Origin of the sequence: Bacillus sp. AFS017336 (assembly GCF_002555445.1) — a bacterium.
Classification (GTDB): Bacteria; Bacillota; Bacilli; order Bacillales; family Bacillaceae_G; genus Gottfriedia.
Genome location: NZ_NUCO01000011.1, coordinates 86141 through 109992 on the forward strand (window position 1 = coordinate 86141; position 23852 = coordinate 109992).

At 30.8% G+C, this 23852-nt stretch carries 21 protein-coding genes and 1 pseudogene; 17 read left to right on the top strand and 5 right to left on the bottom strand.

The features are described from left to right. The 4 genes from efeB (at position 1) to CN601_RS05385 (ending at position 6291) form a co-directional block, all read left to right on the top strand. On the top strand, positions 1-1251 hold the full coding sequence (gene efeB / locus CN601_RS05370) for an iron uptake transporter deferrochelatase/peroxidase subunit (RefSeq protein WP_098120844.1): 1251 nt from the start codon (positions 1-3) through the stop codon (positions 1249-1251). Between the two features lie 9 nt (positions 1252-1260). Beyond that, a complete protein-coding gene (locus CN601_RS05375) occupies positions 1261-2973 on the top strand; it encodes an FTR1 family iron permease (protein WP_098170369.1) in 1713 nt (570 codons plus the stop codon). A gap of 230 nt (positions 2974-3203) precedes the next feature. Beyond that, on the top strand, positions 3204-3719 hold the full coding sequence (locus tag CN601_RS05380) for a hypothetical protein (protein ID WP_098170370.1): 516 nt from the start codon (positions 3204-3206) through the stop codon (positions 3717-3719). Positions 3720-4368: 649 nt separating this feature from the next. Further along, positions 4369-6291 carry a PDDEXK family nuclease gene (locus CN601_RS05385; protein WP_098170371.1) on the top strand — a complete coding sequence of 641 codons (1923 nt, stop codon included), beginning with the start codon at positions 4369-4371 and terminating at the stop codon, positions 6289-6291. Positions 6292-7120: 829 nt separating this feature from the next. On the opposite strand, the gene CN601_RS05395 is transcribed toward CN601_RS05385, so the two are convergent. After that, positions 7121-7852, bottom strand: a complete 732-nt coding sequence (locus CN601_RS05395; protein WP_098170372.1) for a hypothetical protein — start codon at positions 7850-7852, stop codon at positions 7121-7123. Positions 7853-8185: 333 nt separating this feature from the next. Here CN601_RS05395 and msrA point away from each other — a divergent pair, with 333 nt between their 5' ends. The 6 genes from msrA (at position 8186) to CN601_RS05425 (ending at position 12521) form a co-directional block, all read left to right on the top strand. Continuing rightward, positions 8186-8704 (top strand): peptide-methionine (S)-S-oxide reductase MsrA, encoded by a 519-nt coding sequence (msrA, locus tag CN601_RS05400; protein ID WP_098170440.1) that lies wholly within the window; start codon positions 8186-8188, stop codon positions 8702-8704. 98 nt (positions 8705-8802) lie between these two features. Next, positions 8803-10242, top strand: coding sequence for an MDR family MFS transporter (locus CN601_RS05405; protein ID WP_098120840.1), 1440 nt, complete (start codon positions 8803-8805; stop codon positions 10240-10242). 24 nt (positions 10243-10266) lie between these two features. Beyond that, a complete protein-coding gene (rarD, locus tag CN601_RS05410; protein WP_098120839.1) occupies positions 10267-11202 on the top strand; it encodes an EamA family transporter RarD in 936 nt (311 codons plus the stop codon). Positions 11203-11232: 30 nt separating this feature from the next. Then, complete coding sequence (gene ybaK / locus CN601_RS05415; RefSeq protein WP_098170373.1) at positions 11233-11709, top strand: Cys-tRNA(Pro) deacylase; 477 nt, start codon at positions 11233-11235, stop codon at positions 11707-11709. A gap of 21 nt (positions 11710-11730) precedes the next feature. Then, complete coding sequence (locus tag CN601_RS05420) at positions 11731-11991, top strand: DUF1294 domain-containing protein (protein WP_098120837.1); 261 nt, start codon at positions 11731-11733, stop codon at positions 11989-11991. A 230-nt stretch (positions 11992-12221) separates the two neighbouring features. Further along, positions 12222-12521: an SMI1/KNR4 family protein gene (locus CN601_RS05425; protein WP_098120836.1), complete on the top strand. Its 300-nt coding sequence runs from the start codon at positions 12222-12224 to the stop codon at positions 12519-12521. A gap of 40 nt (positions 12522-12561) precedes the next feature. On the opposite strand, the gene CN601_RS05430 is transcribed toward CN601_RS05425, so the two are convergent. After that, positions 12562-13785, bottom strand: coding sequence for an MFS transporter (locus CN601_RS05430; RefSeq protein ID WP_098170374.1), 1224 nt, complete (start codon positions 13783-13785; stop codon positions 12562-12564). Positions 13786-13915: 130 nt separating this feature from the next. Beyond that, on the bottom strand, positions 13916-15100 hold the full coding sequence (locus CN601_RS05435; RefSeq protein ID WP_098170375.1) for an alanyl-tRNA editing protein: 1185 nt from the start codon (positions 15098-15100) through the stop codon (positions 13916-13918). 156 nt (positions 15101-15256) lie between these two features. Here CN601_RS05435 and CN601_RS05440 point away from each other — a divergent pair, with 156 nt between their 5' ends. The 4 genes from CN601_RS05440 (at position 15257) to CN601_RS05455 (ending at position 18479) form a co-directional block, all read left to right on the top strand. After that, positions 15257-15514 (top strand): autorepressor SdpR family transcription factor, encoded by a 258-nt coding sequence (locus CN601_RS05440; RefSeq protein ID WP_098170376.1) that lies wholly within the window; start codon positions 15257-15259, stop codon positions 15512-15514. A gap of 17 nt (positions 15515-15531) precedes the next feature. Then, positions 15532-16170, top strand: a complete 639-nt coding sequence (locus CN601_RS05445) for an SdpI family protein (protein ID WP_098170377.1) — start codon at positions 15532-15534, stop codon at positions 16168-16170. Positions 16171-16294: 124 nt separating this feature from the next. After that, positions 16295-17917 (top strand): ABC-F family ATP-binding cassette domain-containing protein, encoded by a 1623-nt coding sequence (locus CN601_RS05450; RefSeq protein WP_098170378.1) that lies wholly within the window; start codon positions 16295-16297, stop codon positions 17915-17917. A gap of 106 nt (positions 17918-18023) precedes the next feature. Continuing rightward, positions 18024-18479, top strand: a complete 456-nt coding sequence (locus CN601_RS05455) for a YkvA family protein (protein WP_098170379.1) — start codon at positions 18024-18026, stop codon at positions 18477-18479. Positions 18480-18548: 69 nt separating this feature from the next. Here CN601_RS05455 and CN601_RS05460 read toward each other — a convergent pair whose 3' ends face one another. After that, entirely contained in the window at positions 18549-19025 is a 477-nt protein-coding gene (locus CN601_RS05460) for a nucleoside deaminase (RefSeq protein ID WP_098170380.1), read from the bottom strand. A 658-nt stretch (positions 19026-19683) separates the two neighbouring features. On the opposite strand from CN601_RS05460, the gene CN601_RS05465 reads away from it, so the two are divergent. The 3 genes and pseudogenes from CN601_RS05465 to CN601_RS05475 all read left to right on the top strand — a co-directional run bounded on the left by CN601_RS05465 (position 19684) and on the right by CN601_RS05475 (position 23444). Then, positions 19684-20814 (top strand): alpha-hydroxy-acid oxidizing protein, encoded by a 1131-nt coding sequence (locus CN601_RS05465; RefSeq protein WP_257131621.1) that lies wholly within the window; start codon positions 19684-19686, stop codon positions 20812-20814. A 346-nt stretch (positions 20815-21160) separates the two neighbouring features. Beyond that, positions 21161-21871 (top strand): annotated as a pseudogene (locus CN601_RS05470) (ABC transporter ATP-binding protein); the annotation flags it as partial. Positions 21872-21914: 43 nt separating this feature from the next. Beyond that, positions 21915-23444 carry an ABC transporter permease/substrate-binding protein gene (locus CN601_RS05475; RefSeq protein ID WP_098170382.1) on the top strand — a complete coding sequence of 510 codons (1530 nt, stop codon included), beginning with the start codon at positions 21915-21917 and terminating at the stop codon, positions 23442-23444. 198 nt (positions 23445-23642) lie between these two features. Here CN601_RS05475 and CN601_RS05480 read toward each other — a convergent pair whose 3' ends face one another. Beyond that, positions 23643-23831: a hypothetical protein gene (locus tag CN601_RS05480; RefSeq protein WP_098120825.1), complete on the bottom strand. Its 189-nt coding sequence runs from the start codon at positions 23829-23831 to the stop codon at positions 23643-23645. Positions 23832-23852: the final 21 nt, after the last annotated feature.

The window sequence follows — 23852 nt, forward strand, 5'->3', positions numbered from 1 at the left end:
ATGAAAAAATTAGAAACGAATAAAGTTTCTAGAAGAGATGCATTAAAATTGATTGGAGTAGGAGGGGCAGGCTTACTTATTGGTGCTACAGGAATTGAAGCAGCTACTGATAAAGTAACTAATTTCTTTTCACCTGCAAAAGCGGATGCAAAGGAGATTCTTCCCTTTTATGGAAAACAACAACAAGGGATTACAACTCCTGCTCAAGATTTTATGTATTTGGCGTCATTCAAACTAGAGACTACATCAAAAGCAGATGTCAAAACAATGTTTAAAAAATGGACTGAAGCAGCTTCATTAATGAGTGAAGGAAAAGAAATTGGTGATTCTGAATTTCCGACATCTCCTCCAGTTGATACTGGTGAAGCAACAGGTCTACAACCAATGAAGCTTACGTTTACATTTGGTGTAGGTCCTTCATTTTTTGATCGACTATCAATTCAATCAAGAAAACCATCTCAATTAAAAGATTTACCTCATTTCCCTGGTGATGACTTAAGAGAGGAATGGAACGGTGGAGACATCGTTGTTCAAGTTTGTGCAAACGATCAACAAGTTGCTTTCCATGGCGTAAGAAACTTGATTCGCATTGGTCGTGGAACTGTAAGCTTGAAGTGGATGCAACATGGATTCCAACGTTCATCAGGTGCTGATCCATCTGGTAGTACGCCTAGAAACTTAATGGGTTTCAAGGATGGTACTGGAAATCCAGATACAAAAGATGAAAAAGAAATGAATACTCATATTTGGGTACAAAATGGCGATGGACCAGCTTGGTTATCAGGTGGTTCGTATCTTGTTGCAAGACGTATCCGTATTCGTGTTGAAGAATGGGATCGTAGTTCTTTGCAAGATCAAGAACAAACATTTGGACGTCACAGAGCAACTGGTGCACCAATTGGTGAAAAGAATGAATTTGCAAAACTAGATTTAAAGAAAACAGATGATAACGGGAAATTATTAATTCCTGCTGATTCACACGTTGCTTTAGCTAAAGGAAAAGGAAACATTAAAATTTTAAGAAGATCTTATTCATATACTGACGGACTTGATATTCAAACAGGAAAACTAGATGCGGGCTTACTATTTGTTAGTTTCCAAAGAGACTTAGAAAAACAATTTATTCCATTACAGGATAAGTTAGCAAAAATGGATTTATTGAATGAGTATATTGAACATAATGGTAGTGCAGTTTTTGCATGTTTTCCAGGAATCAAAAATGGTAGCTATATTGGCGAAGGATTACTTTAGGTGAATTGCATGAAAAAAAATATACTTTTAATTATAAGTCTACTATTTTTAAGTTTGATCGTTAGTCCGTTTAATAAAGCATTCGCTGAAACTGATGTACAAGAACAAGTACTTTCACATATTGGTAATTCATTAACAGAAGTTAAAAATGGTGAAAAAGATAAAGTAAAAACAGATTTATTAGCAATTAAAGATTTAATTAAAAATGAAAAGAAAACGTCAAAATTAAATAAACTTGTTGATCAGGCGATTAAGGATATTGATCAAAATGATTTAACAACAGTAAAAGATGATGTGCGTTCAATCGCTTTTGAAACAGAAAATTGGATCGAAAATACGAATGATAAAAAAGATCTTTCACAAATTAATCTTAGTAAACTAGTCGCTCATTTAAATAATGTTAAAACATTATCAAATGAATCAAAATGGGCTGATGCACAATCAGAGTATAAGCTTTTTGAAATTGAATGGTCTAAAGTAGAAAACGATGTTAGAAAAGCAAACAGCGGATTTTATGGTTCAATTGAAGCGAATATGATCACTTCCAGATCGGTTTTGTTTACAGATCAACCATCAACGACAAAAGTAAACGATTCTTTTACTAAATTAATTGATGTATTGAATAATCCAAGTAGCAAATCATCAAAAGAAGTTAGCATTGAAAAGGCAATTAATCTATTAAATCAAACAATCAGTTCTTTAGAGTCAAATAATGTAAAGAAAGCACAAGCTACATTTAATCAATTTATTCAAGACTGGCCTTATGTAGAGGTAATGGTTCAAGCAAATTCAATGGATTTGTATAAGCAGATTGAAAATGATACATCAATTGCTTTAACTCAGTTAACTGAAAAGCCTAAATCGGCTACAACGATGAAAACATTAAAACAAATTCAGACCAATTTAAACTCAGCAACTAAAAAAACATCATATACGATGTTTGATGCTGGAACAATTGTCTTTCGTGAAGGTTTAGAGGCATTAATTATTATTTCTGCTTTACTTGCATTAGTATCAAAAGGAAAGCAAGAATCAGCACGTAAATGGATTTTTGTTGGTGGTGCTTTTGGTATTTTAGCTAGTTTAGTAGCAGGTTTACTATTCCAATTCTTATTATCTAAAATATCTGCTGGTATTAGTAATCAATTAATTGAAGGAGTTTCTGGACTCATTGCTATTATCTTTATGTTAACGGTTGGTTTATGGCTACATAAGCAATCTCGTCAACAAGAATATGGTAATAAGATGAAAGAAAAAGCAAAGGCAGCTATTGCTGGTGGGGGAATACTTTCACTAAGCTTACTTTCATTCTTTGCAGTATTTAGAGAAGGTGCTGAAACGGTTGTATTTTATATCGGTATGAGCTCTTCAATTACAGCGAAAGAATTAATTGCTGGTTTTGCTGGCGGAATCATTTTACTAGTCATTATTGGAGTATTCATCCTTAAAGGTAGTAAATTCATTCCATTAAAACCATTTTTCACAATTGCAAGTTTATGTATTTATTACTTAACGTTTAAATTTATTGGTCAAAGTATACACGCATTACAAGGAATCGGCTATTTACCTGACCATATGAGTACAATTTTTCCAACAGTGCCTAAACTAGGGATCTATCCATCATTAGAAAGCATCATTCCACAACTTATTTTATTATTATTTGTAATTTGGTTGTTTGTTGGAACTAGAATCATAAAGCATAATAAATCAATTGCTGCGTAAAATTGGTAAGAAAACAGACATAATTGTCATTTGTAACGACAATTTATGTCTGTTTTTTTATCGTTTTTTTAGTAAAGCATTCTCTTAGTGTTGGATCTTGTTTCATTTTTGTTCAAGGAAAATTCATCTAATCATCACAAAACTGTCAATAGCTAGCCGTCTCTAATTACCAATAATAAATTACCATAAATATGTATTGTTGGAAAAAATGAGAAAGCAGGTATTTGATAGTGGAAAAAGTATTAGTCAAATCAAAAGTAATTCTACTTTTCCTTGTAATGTTTTTGTATTTTAATGTGTTTGTTCCTAAAGGAAGTGCTGTAATTGCAACTCCTCCTACAGGTGGATCATTAAATGGTGCTTTCATCCGTTCGAACTATGGCACAAATCAGTATAGTATGCAGATTGAAGATTATTATATGAAACCAATAGAAGCAAGTGTTTTAGCAAAACAATATGATTTTTCCTCAAAATCAGGATTTAAATGGTTAGTTATTTCATTTATTAAATACAAGGGGCCATATAATTCAGTGTCTGGAAATCTAACTAATGCACGTGCTACTTATGCAGCAAAAGACATCCGAAAATTAACTAATCAAAATAAATCAGTTCATATTACTATTTACAAAGATAAATTTGGAACATTTTATAGTGTAGAAGAGTGGGACAATAAAATAAGTTCTATTAAACCATATTCAAACGTTAATCAATCGTATCTTATTGTTAAAGACAAATACTATAAATAAAAACATAAAAACCGTAGTCACATTATTGACTAGGGTTTTCTTGTTTTTTATCTTTATTTTTCCAAACATAGCAATGATTCAAGAAACAATCCTAAAGTCTGTAGTCTAAATTCCTATTTTTTATTTCGCCGGACCTACTTCTACTTGACTTGTTATGCAATTTAAATAATAAAAATAACGAATGATTTATTTCTATCTTCTACATAAACACTCCATACTTCGTCTCCTGTAGATTTAATGTCGAAATAGGCTTTTATTGTTTTTATATCTTTCGCTTAATTCTCTTTCATTAATCAAATTCTTTTCAACTGCATTTTTTGTTTCATTTAAGCCATTATTCTTCTTATTTTTTTAAAAGCCTAAACATTTTTTGCTATTGTTCTAGTTTATCCAGGTTTAACTGTAAAATATACGAATACTTATGTAAGAAAATGGCAGTTTGGTTTGCTAAAAACTAAAATACCCCCAATTACACTAATTGATATATTATGAGATAATATTTGATGATTAATAACGCAATAGTTGAAGAAAACAACGGTTAAAATAACAAATAATCAAATTGACACTAAACTTTTAAACCAAGTAACAACAAAGCTGGGCGAGATTTGCCTAACTTTTTGTTCTCTCAAAAAGGAAGGGAAAATTTATAATGTCTAGAAAAAAAACACATGAAGAATTTGTTATAGATGTTTTTAATTTTGTTGGAAATGAATTTGAAATAATTGGTCAATACAAAACATCGAAAACGAAAATAGAAATAAAACATGTAACATGTAATCGTCATTTTGAAAAAATTCCATATGACTTTATGAGAAGTGGAAAATGTCCATTATGTAGCGGGAACATGAAAAAAACTCAGGAACAATTTGTAAAAGAAATAGTTGAATTAGTTGGAAATGAATTTTCAGTTATTAGTCAATATAAAAACAGTAAAACCAAAGTACAAATGAAACACCATAAATGTGGTGAAATTATTTCCATTACTCCAACTGATTTTTTTCGAGGAAATAGATGTAGAAAATGTGGAATAAAAAATAGAACCGAGAAACAAACAAAAACACATTACCAATTCCTTGAAGAGGTGTTTCGTTTAGTGGGGAATGAGTATGAAGTACTGAGTCAATATGTGAATACGGAAACAAAAGTAGAAATCAAACATACAAAATGTGGAACCATTCATTTAACCACTCCACATAGTTTTTTAAGTGGCACTAGATGTAAAAAATGTTTCAAAGAAAAAATGGTAAAAAAATATACCAAATCACATGAACAATTTGTTTCAGAAGTGAACATGAAAGCCGGAAGTGAATATGACGTTTTAAGTCAATATGAAAAAAGTAATAAAAAAGTTCAAATGAGACATAACACATGTGGAGAAATCTTTTCCATCAATCCAAATGAATTCTTAAGAGGTCAAGGTTGTAAAAAATGCGGGAGAAAAAGAGCAGCTGAAAAAAACACAAAATCACATGAAAGATTTATCCGAGAAATCTATCAACTAACTGATGGCGAATATGAAGTTTTAGGTGAATACAAAAATAATAGAACAAGAGTAAAAATGAAACATAATGTATGCGGTTATGAATTTGATGTTTTACCATCAAATATTTTATTTGGTACACGTTGTTATAACTGTGCCAGCAATTCAAATAAAGGGCATGCACAATTTGAAAAAGAAGTTTTTGCTTTAGTAGGATATGAATTTGAAATTGTAGGAGAATATGTGAATGGTCACACTCCCATTGAAATGAAACATACGAAATGTAATCGAAAGATAAAAGTTCGCCCTTCTTCTTTTTTACACAATAGTCAACAATGTAAACTGTGTTTAATAGACCAACGAAGCATTTCCCATGATGAATTTGTTGATAAAATTTATAATATCGTTAAAGATGAATATGAAGTGGTGAGTAAATATAAAAACACGTTTACAAAAGTGACATTGAAACATAAGATTTGTAACAATCTGATAGAAGTTAATCCACTCGATTTTTTAAAGGGAAGTAGATGTATTAAATGTAGTGGAAAAGCTAAAAAGACTAATGAGGAATTTTTAGAAGAGGTTTACAAGCTTGTTGGAAATGAATATGAAGTGATCAGCGAATACAAAAATGCATTAACCAAAGTTGATATGAAACATAATACGTGTGGTTATTTGTTTTCAATCGTTCCCAATAGTTTTTTAAATGGTACGAGGTGTATAAAATGTTTCGCTTCAAAAGGTGAAAAGGCTATTAATAAATGGTTAGACGAAAATAGAATCAAATATATCAAACAATATAGATTTGATGATTGTAAAAATAAAAAAACATTACCTTTTGATTTTGCCATTTTCATAGGAAATCATTTATTATTGTTAATTGAATATCAAGGAATCCAACATTATGAAGTGTATTTTGCCCATAAATATGACAAGGAAAAAGGAGAAAGAATTTTAAAAGGTGTACAAAAACGTGACCAAATTAAACGCGACTACTGCCAAGCCAACAACATTCGCTTACTGGAAATTCCCTATTGGGAATTCAAAAACATTGACCAAATTCTAAATAAAGAGTTAATTGAAAAATGCTAGTATTCCTACCTTTTTTTATTTCCCTTCGTATAACAACCAGAAAAATGGATATTAACTAAGAAATTTTATGTAATAAAATGTTATCTCTTATAAAACTAACACATACTTTAATTGAAGAAAAAGATCGACTTATCGTCTATCTTTTTCTTTGAGTTATACGGAACTCAGTTACGTGGGTGATAATTAAAATTACATCCTGTATAAATAATTACTTATAAACTTAGGTACAGGCTTTATTTTTCAATGGCTCTGTTAAAGAAAATTGTTGATATTTAGCCAAATAAAAATAGAGCGACGTTTATAGCCGGTCTACTGAGCTTTATATTTCGTACTGCGAAAAATTACAATTTTAGTTTTAGATAGGGAGGTAGTCGCAGTATGACACCAGAACAACAAATCGGAGTTGTCTAGAAAATAATCAATGCTATAACTAAGGGTTATAAACCTTTTATGTTACTTTTTAGCATTATCATGATCTTTGTAATCTTCATGTCTATTTAAGTTATGGGTTATGTTTGTAGTGTTAGTTAGTCACAAAGACCAAATTGCAGCTATGAACGACAACATAGAGAACACCGTGAAGACCATTATAAAATGGTTGCTGAAGATTGTCTTCGTTCCGACAATGGTGAAAGAGAATTGTACGTGAAGTTAGAAACAAATACAAATCAGTTAGTAGGTATTGCTACGACATTTAAAGAAGTTCAATTCAATTTCACTAGTCTAAAAATAAAGTTACACAAAACTTTGATTACCTAGAAAAAGAAATCGAAAGTGTAACAATAAAAGCAATCAAAAAAGAAGCAATGGGTAACACACTGCTTCTTTTTTATTTTGTAAACAAATCTTCAATATTAAACACTGCTCTATTATAACGACTAGCTATGACTTGCATCTGAATCTCATCCAGCACAAATTCTCCATCATTCCCTGGGACAGAAACAGGTTCTCTTTTTGCAATCTTCTCAAGTATTTGTTGATTCTTATTTAGTTTTTCTTGCGTAATAAGCCCTTCTCCTAACATTATGGACTCATGATCTTTTCTTTTATTTGAAATAAACGGCTCTTTACTATTTAATGAGATAATGGCATCCTCATAAAAATACCCCATTTCTGTTGTAGCACTAATATATGGTTCTTTTATAACATCTATCTGGTTCTCCGATAATTCACCATGACTTTCTAAAATATCCCAAAATTCTTTATGAACCTCTTGTGTTAAAAATGATGGGTCATTCTGTTGTATCCCAATGATGATTCTCTCAATTCTACCTTTTTCTAAATCTCTAAATTCTACAGATTTTTGAGATTGCTCTTTCTGTAACTCTTTATCTGTTTCTTTCTTTGTCTCTTTTTTTGATGTAATACTGTTAATAAAACTTTTTGTATCGAATGATTTATAAAACTGAACAAAAGAAGATAGAAGAGCTAGGGATAGAGCACCAAGTAGAACTTCTTTTCGATGCTTTTTAAAGATTAAACAAATTAGCCATGCAATTAATAGTATTGGTATGGCTGCTATAACAAAGTCTATTAAAAATGTAAGTAGCTCTACTTTCACATTTTCATCTCCTTTAAATCGTCTATTTAGTTAATTTCCATATACTTTTAACTATATACATTGGGCACATATAGAAAAATTTTATAAATAATGAAAAAGTAAAAATCAAAAAACTTAATAACAGAGCCATTTCAATAAGTAATTGTCCTTATACATATTTATTGATAGCTAAATGTTTTCACTAAACTTCAAATACGAATAAAAAAACGGATTTTATTTTGAGCTAAAATATTTAAAAATTCATTTAAAAGAGATAAGATAAGATTAAAGAAATATGTGGGTTTTACATAATAATATTATGTAAACTAGGTATTGTAAGGAGGATTTAAAATGATTCAAAAAGCTACATTTGCTGGTGGTTGTTTTTGGTGTATGGTAACACCGTTTGAGGATTTACCTGGTATACATGGTATTGTTTCAGGTTATATGGGTGGAGAGTTAGAAAACCCAACGTATGAAGAAGTTAAAAAGGGAACTACAGGTCATTATGAAGTAGTTCAAATTACTTTTGATGATGAATTATTTTCATACAACAGACTGTTAGAATTATTTTGGCCGCAAATTGATCCAACAGATCCAGACGGTCAATTCCAAGATAGAGGTTCACAATACAAAGCTGCAATCTTTGTTCATAATGAATCTCAGCTTAATGAAGCAATGGAATCAAAAGAAAAATTAATTCAAAGTAATATTTTTAAGAAACCGATTGTCACTGAAATTTTACAAGCATCTACTTTTTATGAGGCTGAAGATTATCATCAAGACTATCATAAAAAAAATCCAAAACACTATAAAGAAGACAGAGCTATGTCTGGTAGAGATGAATTTATAGAAGAAAATTGGAAAAAGTAGGCTAAGAAATAATAGAAGCTCCATTAGAGCTTCTATTATTTTTAAGGCAGTATAGGGAAAGGGCTTTTCTGATCACTGCTTTAGAACGGGGGTATATTATGGAAACCAATCGAAAGTTGGTAACAATAGGGTTGCTTGTAGCTGTTACCCTGTCTGCTATTGAAGGGACAATAATTACAACTGCTACACCAACCATTACGACAGAATTATCTGGTGTTAAGCTGATGAGTTGGATTTTTGCGGCTTATATGTTGGCAATGACTGTTACGACACCGATTTATGGGAAGCTATCGGATTTATTTGGTCGTAAAAATTTATTAATGTTTGGGATTATTCTATTTATTTTTGGTTCAGTATTATGTGGTTTTTCGCAAAATATGGGGCAATTAATTTTATTTCGCACAATTCAAGGACTAGGTGCAGGAGCTGCATTACCTTTAACGATGACAGTAATAAGCGATCTGTATCCTTACCAGGAACGAGCTAAAGTTCAAGGGTATATTAGCGCGGTGTGGGCAGTTTCAAGTGTAATTGGGCCATTAGTAGGTGGCTTTTTCGTAGACTTCATTTCTTGGCGTTATATCTTTTTTATTAATTTTCCATTTGGTATCATTTCTACTATTCTATTTTGGAAATATTATCATCAAAAAATTGAGCGTAAAAATGCTATTTCGATAGATTATTTAGGTTCAATACTTTTTATCTTAAGTACTTTATCTGCTTTATATGCTTTAGTAGTAGGCGGAGAGCAACATAACTGGACTTCTCCAAATCTAATGTTTCTATTTGCATTTGCCATTATTTTATTTGCATTATTTCTTTTTGTTGAAACAAGAGCAAAGGAACCATTATTACCACTTTCTCTTTTCAAAATCCGAAATTTAGTCGTTACATATGCAGCTATGTTTATTGCACACGCACTTCTAATATCGATTGAAGTATATTTACCTGTTTATAATCAAAGTGTGTTTGGATTAAGCGCAACGGAATCTGGTTTAATGTTAATTCCACTTTCATTCGCTTGGACATTAGGTTCATTTTTATCTGGTCGTTTAATAAAGAAAATGAAAGCAAAGAGTATCATCTTATTAGGTGCTTTTTTATGTATAATCGGTGCATTAGGGATGAACATTTTCCACGATTCAAAAGTATTACTTTATCCATTTAATGCATTTTTAGGCCTAGGCTTTGGATTATCCTTCCCAATCTATATGATTCTAATTTCTTCTGCTGTCGAAATGAATCAAAGGGGGATAGCAATTGCTGCAAATTCATTTTTAAATACTTTTTCTCAGACAATTTCGGTTGCTGTTTTAGGTACCATTTTTACGATAAAGACATCCGAAGTATTGAATGGCCATAAATTAGTTTTAGGTGCTCAAAATCAAATCAATCATTTATCAACGGTTAAAGCAGTAACAGCTGGTTTTGAAATCATTACTTTATTTATGGTGGTCTTTAGTATCATTACGTTTATTTTCGTCTTTTTTCTACCGTCTGAGCAATCAGAAGAAAAAAAGGTTGATATAGCACATTAATAATGAATAGAAAGCTGGGAGAGAATGAACAACACACTTAAAGGGATTTTGTACGGTGTACTTGCATACGTGGTTTGGGGAGTATTACCAATTTATTGGAAACTAATTCAAGATATTTCACCTTTTGAAATATTAACACATCGTATTATATGGTCTTTTGTAACTTTACTACTTTTCATTCTTCTTACAAAAAAATTAAAACAATTTAAAATTACTTGGAAACAAGTTGTAAGTAATAAAAAAGTATTAGTTTCAATGATTGCTATTTCATTATTAATTAGTTCAAATTGGTTAATTTATATTTGGGCTGTCAATTCAAATCATATTCTTGATGCGAGTTTAGGCTATTATATTAATCCATTAGTTAGTATTATACTTGGTGTAATCGTTTTAAAAGAGTCATTATCAATTTGGCAAATTGTTTCAGTTTGCTTAGCAACAATTGGAGTAGTCTATTTAACAATTATGTCAGGGACTTTACCAATCATTGCGATCGTTTTATCATTAACTTTTGCATTTTATGGTTTATTAAAGAAAATCCTTAATATCGATGCTTTTTTAAGTCTTACAATTGAAACACTATTAGTTTTTCCTGTTGCCTTATTTTACTTTGGATATCTATCATCTAAAGGACAGGCGGGACTGATTCATAGTGCCCCAGCCGAGCAATTATTAATAGTAGGTGCAGGTTTAGTAACAATCATTCCATTATTATTTTTCGGGAAAGCTGCACAATTGATCCCGTATACTTATGTAGGATTTTTGCAATTTATCTCGCCAACTATTAGTTTGATAATAGGGGTTTTATTATATAATGAAAGTTTTTCAAAGAAAGATTTTGTATCATTTTCATTTATTTGGCTAGCATGTATCGTATTTGCTGTGTCAACTACGCCGTTTATGAAATCAATTGAACAAAAGCTTAAAAAACGAAATAAAAAGCAATCAATCTCTGCTTAAAATTATGTTGAAGCTTTGAAAGGAGTAAAAATGGCTGTAAGTAAAACAAATGCAATGAGAATTTTAGATTCAAAAAAAGTAATTTATACAACGTTAAATTACGAATCGAATGATGGTAAGATTGACGGTGTTTCAGTTGCATCTAAAATAAACAAAGATCCAGAATTAGTTTTTAAAACACTTGTTTCAATTAGTCAATCTAAAGCAATTTATGTATTTGTCATTCCTGTTGAAAAAGAATTAGATTTAAAATTAGCTGCAAAGGCTGCTGGAGAAAAGAAAGTAGAATTATTACCGGTTAAGGATCTTTTAGCTAATACGGGATATGTTCGAGGTGGTTGCTCACCAATAGGAATGAAGAAGCAATATCCTACATTTATTGAGGAATCTGCTAATAATTTAGAAGAGATTATTGTTAGTGGAGGAAAAATAGGTATACAACTCCAACTGAATGTAAATGATTTAATACAAACAACCCGTAGCAAAACAGCAAAAATTTCAAAATAAACGTGGGTTTGAGAGGTCCATATGGTAGGGTATTTTAATTTTTATTTAGTAATAGTTAGCATCGTTTCATTTGCGATCATGGGTATCGATAAATCTAGGGCAAAAAGAAAAGCATGGCGAATTCCTGAACGTATTTTATTTTTATTTGCTATTATAGGAGGATCAATCGGTTCAATATTAGGGATGTATTATTTTAGGCATAAAACAAAACATCCAAAATTTGTTTTCGGTTATTGGATTATCCTATTTATTCAATTTGTTATCTATTTTTTCTTACTTTAATTTCATGGGATAGTCCTCTTTAATTTGTATAAAATATTTTTATGACAATTTAAGGAGGCGAATGAAATGGGTCGTGGGAATGGTGGAAGAAAAAATAACTCAAGTCAAAAACAACCGAACTATGAAGATAAGTCAAATTTATCTGAATCAAAAAAAGCACAAAAGTAAAACAGTTAGCCTGTTATCACTTTGTTGATACAGGCTTTCTTTTTTGGAAATGAGGAGTAAAAATGCAAAACGAATGGTATTCAAGAATTCAAGGTCTTGGCATAGAAGAAGTTTCTAATGAAAATATGACAATTTATTTTATTAAAGAAGAAGATGTAAGCGAAGCAAAAAAAGACTTAAGTAAAAAAATACAATGGAATGACAATTGGTTAATAATCGGTTTTGACGATGAGACTGATGATGTAATCTTTATTAATGAGGAATCAGGGGAAGTTTGTACAGCCTATGAATTTGAACGAAAGTGGGAAGTAGTGACTTTGTATTCAAGCGTGAATGAATTTTTAGCTACATATGGTTATTAAAAAAAAGTATGAATTCAACTTGAATTCATACTTTTTTCAATTATACAGATATTTTTTGATCCTTATTAATAAATTCTGTTTTAGATTTTTTCTCAACATATAATAATCTAGTAAGTATGATTAACGAAATAGTTCCAAAGATTAAAACCATATAGCGTAAACCAATCGTATCTAAAAATAAGCCAGTGCCTAAAAGTACGATTTGAAAAGTTACTCGGTCATACATACTTCTAAATGAGAAAAGTCGTCCATGATATGATTTATCAATTGATGTTTGGAAAACTGTTGAACAAACAGGAAAGAAGCATCCAACTGAGAATCCGAAAATTGCAAATGAAATCAATGTCATATAATGGTGATTCGCAAAAAATAGTGTAAGTTGTGCAAAGGCTACTAAAAATGTTGAAAAGTATAATAGCTGTTTATTAGTAAACCTTTTTGTTAAGCGTTTAATGACAAATGCACCAATCATGAAAGAGATACCTTCAGTTGTATAGATCAGGCTCTTAATTGAAGGGTCATGCTGAAGATCACTTATTTCAATTACAATTAAATTAAATCCACCAAGGAATAAAACAGGAATCAGATTCAAAATAAATAAATTTAATATTGTTGGACTTTTTCTAATAAGTGCAAATACTTCTGAAAATCCTTTATCTTCTTTCGATTTTTTTTGCTTATTCACATTTATTGGTTTACTAGTTGGTTCTTCAATTCGTAAAAAGAAGGTCATTAAAAATAAAAATGCGTAAGCGATCATGCTCATACCGTACATATTTGATAAACTCGTAGATACAACTAAAACCCCACCAATTGATGTTCCAGCTATTCTAGAAATTGTAGAAATATTCATATGAATCCCATTTAATGTCAATAATTGTTCGTTTTTCACAATCATTGGAATAACCGCTTGAAGCGCTGGGAAATAAAAAGCAGCAGAAATTTGTAGCATAATTAAAAATAAAACCATGAAAATAATACTTTCATACTTTAATGCAAAAAACATAAGAACGACACTTAAAGTACGACCTAATCCACTAATTAATAAAATCTTTTTCTTTGAAAATTGATCAATTAAACGGCCTGATAATGGACCAACTAATACACCAGCTAACAAACCGAAAAATAAAATTAACGATTTAAAGAAATCAGAAGGTACATGTTTTTGCATAAATTCTAAATTTCCGATTATTCCGAACCATAGACCTATACCAGCCCCAAATTCACCGAACAACACAATCCATACGTTGCGGTTTTTCCACATATAAATTTCTCCCCATCTACCCTAAATATTATTCGACAAATTCTATTATCGCATCAATAGTATAAAAAGACTATGTAAAATCTAAATAAAAATAAAAAAGTAGAAGCGATTGCTTCTACTTAAATCTCACTTATGCGTTTACTTGAGGATAAAGAATACTTTTTATTAAATTTTCTGCATCATTTAATAGAAGTGAAGTTTCAAATGTTGCTTGTGCTTGTTGAGAACCCCCGCCACCTTTACCTTCAACTTGTTTTAGTAAATTTTTGATTAGCTCACCACAATGAACATCATTTTTAAGCTGATTAATTACTAATAATTTATTCTCTTTTAGGCTTGATAAAACAAGTAATGACGGTTTTTTAGCTTGGATTGCTTTTGCAAGTAATTGTAAGTCTTTTACTGACTCTTCTTTAAAGGACTTCATGACAATATCATTTGTTGCACTTAATAGTAGCTCATTAGAAATTGACTCAAAAATAGTCGCTTTCATTTTTTCGATTTCTTTTTGTGCTTCTTTTAATTCGTTTATCGTTTGCTCAACTTTATCGACTAAGATTTCAGAATGTGAATTCAATAATTGATTAATATTTGCTAATGTTTTACTAGTTTTTTGAATTTCTTCTAGTGCTCTGTAGCCACATTTAAAATGAAGTCGTGTTGTTTGTCTAACTTTCTCAGTCTTAATTAGTTTTATTAAGCCAATTTCACCAGTTTGCTTTACGTGAGTACCACAGCATGCAGATAAATCGGTATGTAAAATCTCAACAATTCTTATGTTCTCTTCAACCTTAGGCAATTTGCGTAGCTGAAGCGAGTTTAATTCATCTTTATTAACAAAGTAGGTTTTAATTTTTTCGTTAGCCAGAATCTTTCCATAAACTGCTCGTTCAATTTGAATTAATTGATCAGCAGAAAGAGAAGGAGTATCTAAATCAATCGTAACGGTCTCTTTTCCTAAATGAAAACTAACTGTAGGGATATCAAATAATTCGATAATTGTAGCAGAAAGTAAATGCTGGCCACTATGATGCTGCATATGATCAATTCTGCGATCCCAATTTATTTCACAATTTACTTCCAGTTTAGTTGGTTTTTCTTTTAAAACATGAATAACTTCCTCATGATCCTCTAATAATTCAACAATTTCAAATCCATCAATTGTACCGAAGTCTGAAGGTTGCCCTCCGCCCTCAGGATAAAATGTAGAATCCTCAAGCTTAATATGAAATAATGAATCAACTTCTTTTATTTCTGTAATTTTAGTAATCCAATTTTTTAATGTTGGTTGTTCATAATATAGTTTATTTGCCATTTTAAACCCTCTAATCTTTTAATTTCTTATTTTATATAGAAACCATTTAAAAACAAAATAATATAGTACTAATTTTAGCATAATTGACAATTGCATAAATAGATTTTAGTATTTAGTTAATTAACTAAATACTAAATCTTATTTGAGGTGTGAAATGTGAATGAACTATTTAAAGCACTTTCGGATCCAACGCGAAGGAAAATTTTAGATTTATTAAAAGAGAACGATTTAACTGCCGGAGAAATCTCAGAACAATTCGATATGTCAAAACCAAGTATTTCTCAACATCTTAAAATTTTAAAGTCGGCCCAGTTAATCCAAGATGAAAAGAAAGGGCAGTTTATTAACTATTCTTTAAATATGACAGTTTTTCAAGAAATTATTAGTTGGGCGTATAGTTTTAAAGAAAAATAAATGGGAGGAGACTTATCTTGAAAAAACATATAATAGCAATTTTACTTTTTATTTGTTCACTAGTATTATGGATCGTTAACTTTCATGATCTACCAAGTCAACTTCCTGTTCATTGGGATTTTTCAGGTCATGTTAATAATTACGATTCGAAAATACAAACTTTTATTGAGTTGCATATCATTATGATTTTTGTTTATTTACTACCAGTATTTACACCAAAGATCGATCCTAGAAAAGAGAATTATAAATTTTTCCAAAAAAGCTTATCCTTTATGGCAACAGGAATCTTATTTATTTTCTTTTTAATTAATATGAGTGTTTTATTTTATGGTTTAGGTTATAACATTCGTATTGGGCAGATGAGCTTTTTATTTATTGGATTTTTGTTTATGTTTCTTGGAAATTATATGCCACATGTTCGTTCGAATTATTTTATAGGCGTTCGTACACCGTGGACATTAAGTAGCGAAAATGTTTGGAAAAAAACACATCGCGTTAGTGGTAGATTATTTATGATCATTGGACTATGTTTCTTATTGCTTTATTTGATTCCGGTGGGCAACAAGGGAATGGTTGTGATTCCATTGATTATTTTATTAGTCGGGGTTCCGACAATTTATTCATATATCACTTTTAAGAAAGAGATGAAAAACTAATGAATGTATGTTTTTTGTAAAAAATGGATATTGTTTTTGAAATTATTTTAGAAAAAATTTAATTTCTTATTAAAATATGGTATTGTAAAGAGTAGAGCAAAAGAGTTGGAGGAATAAAATAAATATGATTACTGTTTCTAATGTTAGTTTGCGTTTTGCGGACAGAAAATTATTTGATGATGTTAATATAAAATTTACGCCAGGTAACTGTTACGGTTTAATTGGTGCGAACGGTGCGGGTAAATCGACGTTTATTAAAATTTTATCTGGTGATATCGAGCCTTCAACAGGCGATGTAATTGTAACACCAGGTGAGCGTCTTGCAGTATTAAAACAAAACCAATTTGAGTATGAAGAGTTTGAAGTTCTTCAAACTGTTATTATGGGTCATACTCGTTTATTCGAAGTAATGAAAGAAAAAGATGCAATCTACATGAAGGAAGACTTCACTGAAGAAGACGGCATGAAAGCTGCAGAACTTGAAGGTGAGTTTGCAGAATTAAATGGTTGGGAAGCTGAATCAGAAGCTGCCATTTTATTAAAGGGTCTTGGTATTACTGAAGACTTACATTATAAAAAAATGGGCGAATTACAAGCTGGAGAAAAAGTAAAAGTTTTACTTGCTCAAGCATTATTTGGTCAACCAGATATTCTTTTACTAGATGAGCCTACGAATAACTTAGATCTTAAAGCTGTTCAATGGTTAGAAAACTTCTTAATTAACTTTGAAAACACAGTTATCGTAGTATCCCATGACCGTCACTTCTTAAATCAAGTTTGTACACATATGGCTGATTTAGATTTCGGTAAAATTCAACTTTATGTTGGTAACTATGATTTCTGGTATGAATCAAGTCAATTAGCTCAAAGATTAATGTCTGATGCTAATAAGAAAAAAGAAGAGAAAATTAAAGAACTTCAAGGATTCATTGCACGATTTAGCTCAAATGCTTCTAAAGCAAAACAGGCTACTTCACGTAAAAAACTTTTAGATAAAATTACTCTTGATGACATCAGACCTTCATCTCGTCGTTATCCATTCGTTGGATTTACGCCTGAGAGAGAAGTTGGAAATGATTTATTAACTGTTGATGGAATTACAAAAACAGTTGATGGTGAAAAAGTATTAGATAATGTGCGTTTTACAGTAAATAAAGGTGATAAAATTGCTTTCGTTGGTAAAAACGATGTTGCAATTTCAACTTTATTTAAAATTTTAATGGGTGAAATTGAGCCAGATTCTGGTTCATTTAAATGGGGTGTAACAACTTCGCAAGCATTCTTCCCTAAAGATAACTCTGAGTTCTTTGAAAAAAGTGATATGAACTTAATCGAATGGTTACGTCAATTCTCTCCACAAGATGAGTCTGAAAGCTTCTTACGAGGATTTTTAGGACGCATGCTATTCTCAGGAGAAGAAGTAATGAAAAAAGCTTCTGTACTTTCTGGGGGAGAAAAAGTTCGTTGTATGCTTTCAAAAATGATGTTAAGTGGAGCGAACGTATTAGTATTAGATGATCCGACTAACCACTTAGACTTAGAGTCAATTACAGCATTAAATAATGGTTTAATTGCATTCAAAGGTACTGCATTATTTACATCACATGACCACCAGTTCATTCAAACAATTGCAAACCGTATCATTGAAGTAACACCGAACGGTTTAGTTGATAAAGAGTGTACGTATGATGAGTTCTTAGATAATAAAGATTTACAAAAGCAAGTAGAATCTTTATACAAAATGTAATTACGAATTTTAATAACTGAAACCACTAATCCTTTGATTAGTGGTTTTTTTCGTACTTTTATCTTCTATTCATATTTGATAAAATAGAAAAAAGGGAGGAGAAAGAATGTCTGAGTTAAATAAAAATAAATTTTTTCAAAAATACTTCAAGAAGGCTTCTTCCTATTTAGGAAATAAAGAAAAATCCACTCATTTATTGAAAAAAGCAGCAAAGTTAGCACCTACTAAAAAAGGAGCACTTGGTGAAGCTTGGGAAAAAGTCAATTTGTTTATTGATTTATTTAAAGCATATATTAATGGCAGCTATCGAGATATTTCAACGAAATCAATTTTAACTGTAATTGGTGCATTAATCTATTTTGTAAGTCCGTTTGATTTAATACCTGATTTTATAGTAGGGTTAGGTTTTCTAGATGATGCAACAATTTTAGCTTATACTTTTAAACAATTAAATAAAGATATTGAAAAGTATAAAATATGGAAAGAGATTGAGAAGGAAAAAGTTGATTCTTTAAATTTAGTGGAAATTGAACCGACAGATCAAGACCAAAAATTAGACTAATATTTGCACAATTTTATAAACCAAAAAGGTTGCCATTAAATGCTAATAGGCAACCTTTTTGAATTTTATTTAATAATTTACATGGATATCATCATTAGCCCAAACTTTGAAAGGGTTTTCATCATCTTTTACACTAATTATTATTTGTTCACTTGGAATCGTTCGATCTTCATAAGGAAGAGAAAGTTCGTTGTAAATATGTGCATCATCAAATCCAATTTTCGCAGCATCATTTTTAGTGAAAAAATAATATATTTTTGAAATTCTAGACCAGTAAGCAGCACTTAAACACATTGGACATGGTTCACAGCTAGTATATAAAACAGCATCCTTTAAGGAAAATGTTCCTAAATTCTGACATGCATTTCGAATGGCTTGCACCTCAGCATGTGCAGTTGGATCATTTAAAGTTGTTACGCCATTAACACCGGCACCAATTACTTTCCCATCTTTTACAATTACTGCCCCAAATGGCCCACCATTTTTATTTAATAAATTTTCGTAAGCTAGTCTAACACTTAGTTTTATCCAATCGGAGTGCTTCAAACTAACACCACCTTAGTATTTTAATATCCTAAAAAATAAAAAGGTTTGATTGTTATTTATTAAAATTTCTCTACAATCTCTCCTATTAAATAAGAACTCTTATAAAATGTATTGATAAACCACAATCATTCCAAGATCCTTATATGTTAAAAAAATTAACTTATTCTATTTGTACACGAATTTACAATATTTAAGAACAAATTAATCATTCAAGCGTAAGAATTTACTTCTTAATTAACTGGAATTTGTGATTGTTTTTTACTTTGCTAAGAGATGGAGAGGTGAGTATAGGCCGATTGTAATTATACTGCTTAAAGAACAAATTAAAACATCTGTTTTATGGCAAAGATCTTTTACCTTTATTCACTCTTGAAATGAAAAAAGATATTAGCCCTAAAATGACGCATGTATACTTATTTTATTTAAAATTGTAAATTAAAGGATTAATGCAAGTTTTGTAGATTTGTAATGTGAAAAAATAGCGCTTCAAGTGATCTTAAACAAACAGATGAAAGAGCTATTTTACAAATTACATAAAATGTCGAATGGTTTATTACGAAAATTAAAGGATTTATCAGATATAAATTAGAATATGTAAACGGTTACAATATTTTTTAAGGATGTGTTTCGAATTAATAATTTCGGAAATAATATTCAATTGCAAGTATATAGTAGTGGAAAGAAAAGTGAGATACCTGTTAGATTCGAAGATTTAGAGAGGTTAGCTAAAGAGAAATTAGCAGAGGAGCCTTTTTATTATATAGCGGGTGGCGCGGGTAGTGAGCGATCGATGAATGATAATCGATTAGCATTCGATAAGTGGAAAATTGTACCGAGAATGCTACGAAATGTAGCTGAGCGTGATATTAGTATAAATTTATTTGGTAAAACATATAATTCGCCTGTTTTATTTGCTCCAATTGGGGTGCAATCTATTGCACATCCAGAGGGAGAACTTGAAGCTGCTAGAGCAGCAGCTGAATTGCAAATTCCTTATATAACTAGTACAGCATCAACTTATTCATTGGAAAAGGTGTCAAATGTATTAGGAGATGCTCCGAAATGGTATCAATTATATTGTAGTAGTGATATGGAAATTGCAGCAAGTATGATTAAACGAGCTGAAGCTAATGGGTACGAAGCAATTGTTATTACACTTGATACTTCAATCATGGGTTGGAGAGAGAAAGATATTGAAAATGCCTATTTACCGTTTTTACAAGGACAAGGTATTGGTAACTATTTAGAAGATCCTGTGTTTCTCTCAAGATTAAAGAGTACACCTGAGGAGGATCCACAATCTGCCATTCTATTATGGACAAAATTATTTGGTAATCCTTCATTAACGTGGGATGATTTATCATTTTTACGAAGTCAAACTAAATTACCTATTTTATTAAAGGGAATTTTACACAAGGATGATGCGATGCTTGCGCTTGAATATGGTATGGATGGCATTGTCGTTTCGAACCATGGTGGAAGACAGGTTGATGGAACAATTAGTACTTTAGATGCATTGGAAAATATATGTAATGAGTTAAAAGGTAGATTGCCAATATTAATGGATAGTGGCATTAGAAGAGGATCAGATATATATAAAGCATTAGCAATTGGTGCTGATGCAGTTTTAATTGGCAGACCATATATGTATGGCTTAGCACTTGCGGGTAAAAATGGAGTAGTGCAAGTAATGAAAAATATTTTAGCTGATTTTGATCTAACGATGGCTTTATCGGGACAAAAAAATATAAGTGAATTGAAACCGTCTATTTTAGTTAAACAGTTTTAAAAAATTAAAAAGAGCGTTCTCAAAAGTAGTTTGACTTTTGAGCCGCTCTTTATTTTAGAATATAAAATTTAAGATGCGCCTTTTATATCAGCATTTCTAATATTCCCCATTATAAAACAATAATTACCCAACAAAATCCTTTACTTTGCAGAGGTATGATTGACGTTATCACTTAGACTTAAAAAATTTGAATTAGTTACTATTAAACTATAAATTCCATCCATTGAACTACGCGACTACAAATCCTCACAAATTTCATATGTCCTAATTTTTTCTACTTAAAGCATAAGAAAACTTGTCCTCTAACTATATATATTAATAAGTATCTTAAAAAGGGAGGACTAGAATGATTCAATTTCATGACGTATCTTTTAAGTTTTCAAATGGAAATTATGCAGTTCAAGATTTATCATTTTCAATTCAAGCAGGTGAATGTTTTGTTTTGATTGGACCAAGTGGATGTGGAAAAACGTCAACCATTAAATTAATAAATAGATTAATTAGGCCGACAGATGGAGAAATTTTTTATAATGATAAAAATATTAAAGATTATGATGAACATAAGTTGAGGCGAGATTTTGGATATGTACTTCAACAAATTGCTTTATTTCCACATTTGAATGTCGAAGAAAACATTTCAATAGTGCCGGAATTGAAAAAATGGAGTAAAGCGCAGATTAAAGCTCGAGTTGTAGAATTACTTGAATTAGTAAAATTAAATCCGCGGGAATTTAGTAAAAGATCAGTTTCGGAATTATCAGGTGGGCAGCAACAGCGTGTAGGTGTAGCGAGAGCTTTAGCAGGAAATCCAAACCTATTACTAATGGATGAGCCGTTTAGTGCATTAGATCCAATTACAAGATTGCAATTACAAAAAGATTTGAATCTATTAAAAACTAAGATCAATAAAACAATCCTATTCGTTACACATGATTTGGATGAAGCATTTTATTTAGGAGATCGGATAGGGATCATGCACGGAGGTGAATTAGTTCAAGTAGGTACGAAGGATGAAGTGTTAAATAATCCAATTAACCCATTCGTCGAACAATTTATAGACAACTATCGTAGTAAAGCTGTATTGAAGGAGGGGATTTAAGATGATTCTCTCTTCATTTACAACGACTCTTGCAAATAGAAAAGAACAATTATTAACAGCTTTGTTAGAGCATATTCAAATTTCAGTATTTGCATTAATCATTGCAATTCTTTTAGCTGTACCGATTGGAATTTACTTAACGAAGAAAAAGGGTCTTGCAGAATTTGTAATCGGAACTACAGCGGTTATCCAAACAATCCCTTCGTTAGCTTTGTTAGGGATATTAATTCCATTAGTCGGTATTGGAAAGATTCCAGCTGTAATCGCGTTAAGTGTATATGCATTATTGCCGATCTTGAGAAATACATATACCGGTATTAAGGAGATTGATCCAATTTTATTAGAGGCAGCTACCGGGTTAGGAATGAATAGTAGGCAGAGGCTTTTTAAAGTAGAATTACCGCTAGCTTTGCCAGTTATGATGGCTGGAATTCGTACTGCAATGGTAATCATTATTGGAACTGCCACAATCGCAGCACTAATTGGAGCTGGGGGCTTAGGAAGCTTAATATTACTCGGAATTGACCGAAATGATATGAATCTAATTATTTTAGGGGCAATTCCATCAGCACTTTTAGCAATTTTATTTGATTTTATTTTAAGATTAATTGAGAAATCGAGTTTTAAGAGTTTTTCTTTAAGAATAATTACGATTTGTTTTATTTTATTAGCATTATTATTTTCCCCATTAACCATTAAATCTTGGAATAAAACAGATCTTGTTATCGCTGGGAAATTAGGTGCTGAACCAGAAATTATTATGAATATGTATAAATTAATGATTGAGAACGAAACAAATTTAAATGTTGAAGTTAAGCCTAATTTTGGTAAAACGACATTTGTTTTTAATGCATTAAAAAAAGGCGATATTGATATTTATCCAGAATATACAGGTACTGTCGTTTCTACATTTTTAAAAGAAAAGGCCGTAAGTAATGATGCAAAAGCAGTGTATGAACAAGCTGCCAAAGGTTTAGCGAAAAAGTATAATTTAATTTATTTAGAACCTATGAAATTTAATGACACATATGCATTAGCAGTACCAGAAAACATTTCAAAACAATTGGGTATTAAAACGATATCAGATGCAACCCGAGTTGAAAATCAATTAAAGGCAGGATTCACTTTAGAATTTACAGATCGTGAAGATGGTTATTTAGGTTTGCAAAAACTATATGGACTGAAGTTTCAAAATTTAAAAACGATGGAGCCAAAATTAAGATATGAGGCCATACAGAGAGGTGATCTCTCAATAATCGACGCGTATTCTACTGATAGTGAACTTCAAAGTTATAACATGAAAGTGTTAGAAGATGATAAAAACTTATTTCCACCATATCAATGTGCTCCACTCTTAAGACAAGAAACACTTGAAAAATATCCTAAAGTGGAAAAAATACTAAATAAATTAAACAATAAAATAACAGATGATGAAATGAGAGAAATGAATTACAAAGTAAATGTTGAAGGAAAGTCTGCTGAAAGTGTTGCCAAGGAGTTTTTGAAGGATGAAGGCTTGTTGAAAAAATGATTTTAGTTGGGGATTCTCATAAGTCAGCGGAACTGATCTATGAGGGTTCCCTTTTTTGAATCAAGAAAGTTAGTTATCTATTATTCGGATAGTTCAAATGTACTATTAGTTTCCATTTCTTTTAAACTAATAAAAAAGAGGGTTCCCTTAATTTTTGGGATCCCTCATTTTGTTATTATATGATAAAATAATTGCTGTTTAATCGTTATAAGCTCCAGTTAACATCTCGCTTACAAAAGAATCATTTTCCCATTCTTCGTTTAAGAAATCGACTGAATACTCCTGATCGGATTTTTCGTCTCTAATTTGAATGTCAAAATGATTACTCATTACCTTCAACACTTCATTGATTTCGTTAACAGTTCCATTAATTTGTAAAGTAGCCATTTTACTCGCCTCCGATTTTTA

Coding starts and splice junctions, on each gene's coding strand:
- CN601_RS05430 (WP_098170374.1), bottom strand. CDS start 13,785: ATGTGGAAAAACCGCAACGTATGGATTGTGTTGTTCGGTGAATTTGGG.
- efeB (WP_098120844.1), top strand. CDS start 1: ATGAAAAAATTAGAAACGAATAAAGTTTCTAGAAGAGATGCATTAAAA.
- ybaK (WP_098170373.1), top strand. CDS start 11,233: ATGGCTGTAAGTAAAACAAATGCAATGAGAATTTTAGATTCAAAAAAA.
- CN601_RS05425 (WP_098120836.1), top strand. CDS start 12,222: ATGCAAAACGAATGGTATTCAAGAATTCAAGGTCTTGGCATAGAAGAA.
- rarD (WP_098120839.1), top strand. CDS start 10,267: ATGAACAACACACTTAAAGGGATTTTGTACGGTGTACTTGCATACGTG.
- CN601_RS05385 (WP_098170371.1), top strand. CDS start 4,369: ATGTCTAGAAAAAAAACACATGAAGAATTTGTTATAGATGTTTTTAAT.
- CN601_RS05375 (WP_098170369.1), top strand. CDS start 1,261: ATGAAAAAAAATATACTTTTAATTATAAGTCTACTATTTTTAAGTTTG.
- CN601_RS05455 (WP_098170379.1), top strand. CDS start 18,024: ATGTCTGAGTTAAATAAAAATAAATTTTTTCAAAAATACTTCAAGAAG.
- CN601_RS05435 (WP_098170375.1), bottom strand. CDS start 15,100: ATGGCAAATAAACTATATTATGAACAACCAACATTAAAAAATTGGATT.
- CN601_RS05475 (WP_098170382.1), top strand. CDS start 21,915: ATGATTCTCTCTTCATTTACAACGACTCTTGCAAATAGAAAAGAACAA.
- CN601_RS05420 (WP_098120837.1), top strand. CDS start 11,731: ATGGTAGGGTATTTTAATTTTTATTTAGTAATAGTTAGCATCGTTTCA.
- CN601_RS05480 (WP_098120825.1), bottom strand. CDS start 23,831: ATGGCTACTTTACAAATTAATGGAACTGTTAACGAAATCAATGAAGTG.
- CN601_RS05450 (WP_098170378.1), top strand. CDS start 16,295: ATGATTACTGTTTCTAATGTTAGTTTGCGTTTTGCGGACAGAAAATTA.
- CN601_RS05405 (WP_098120840.1), top strand. CDS start 8,803: ATGGAAACCAATCGAAAGTTGGTAACAATAGGGTTGCTTGTAGCTGTT.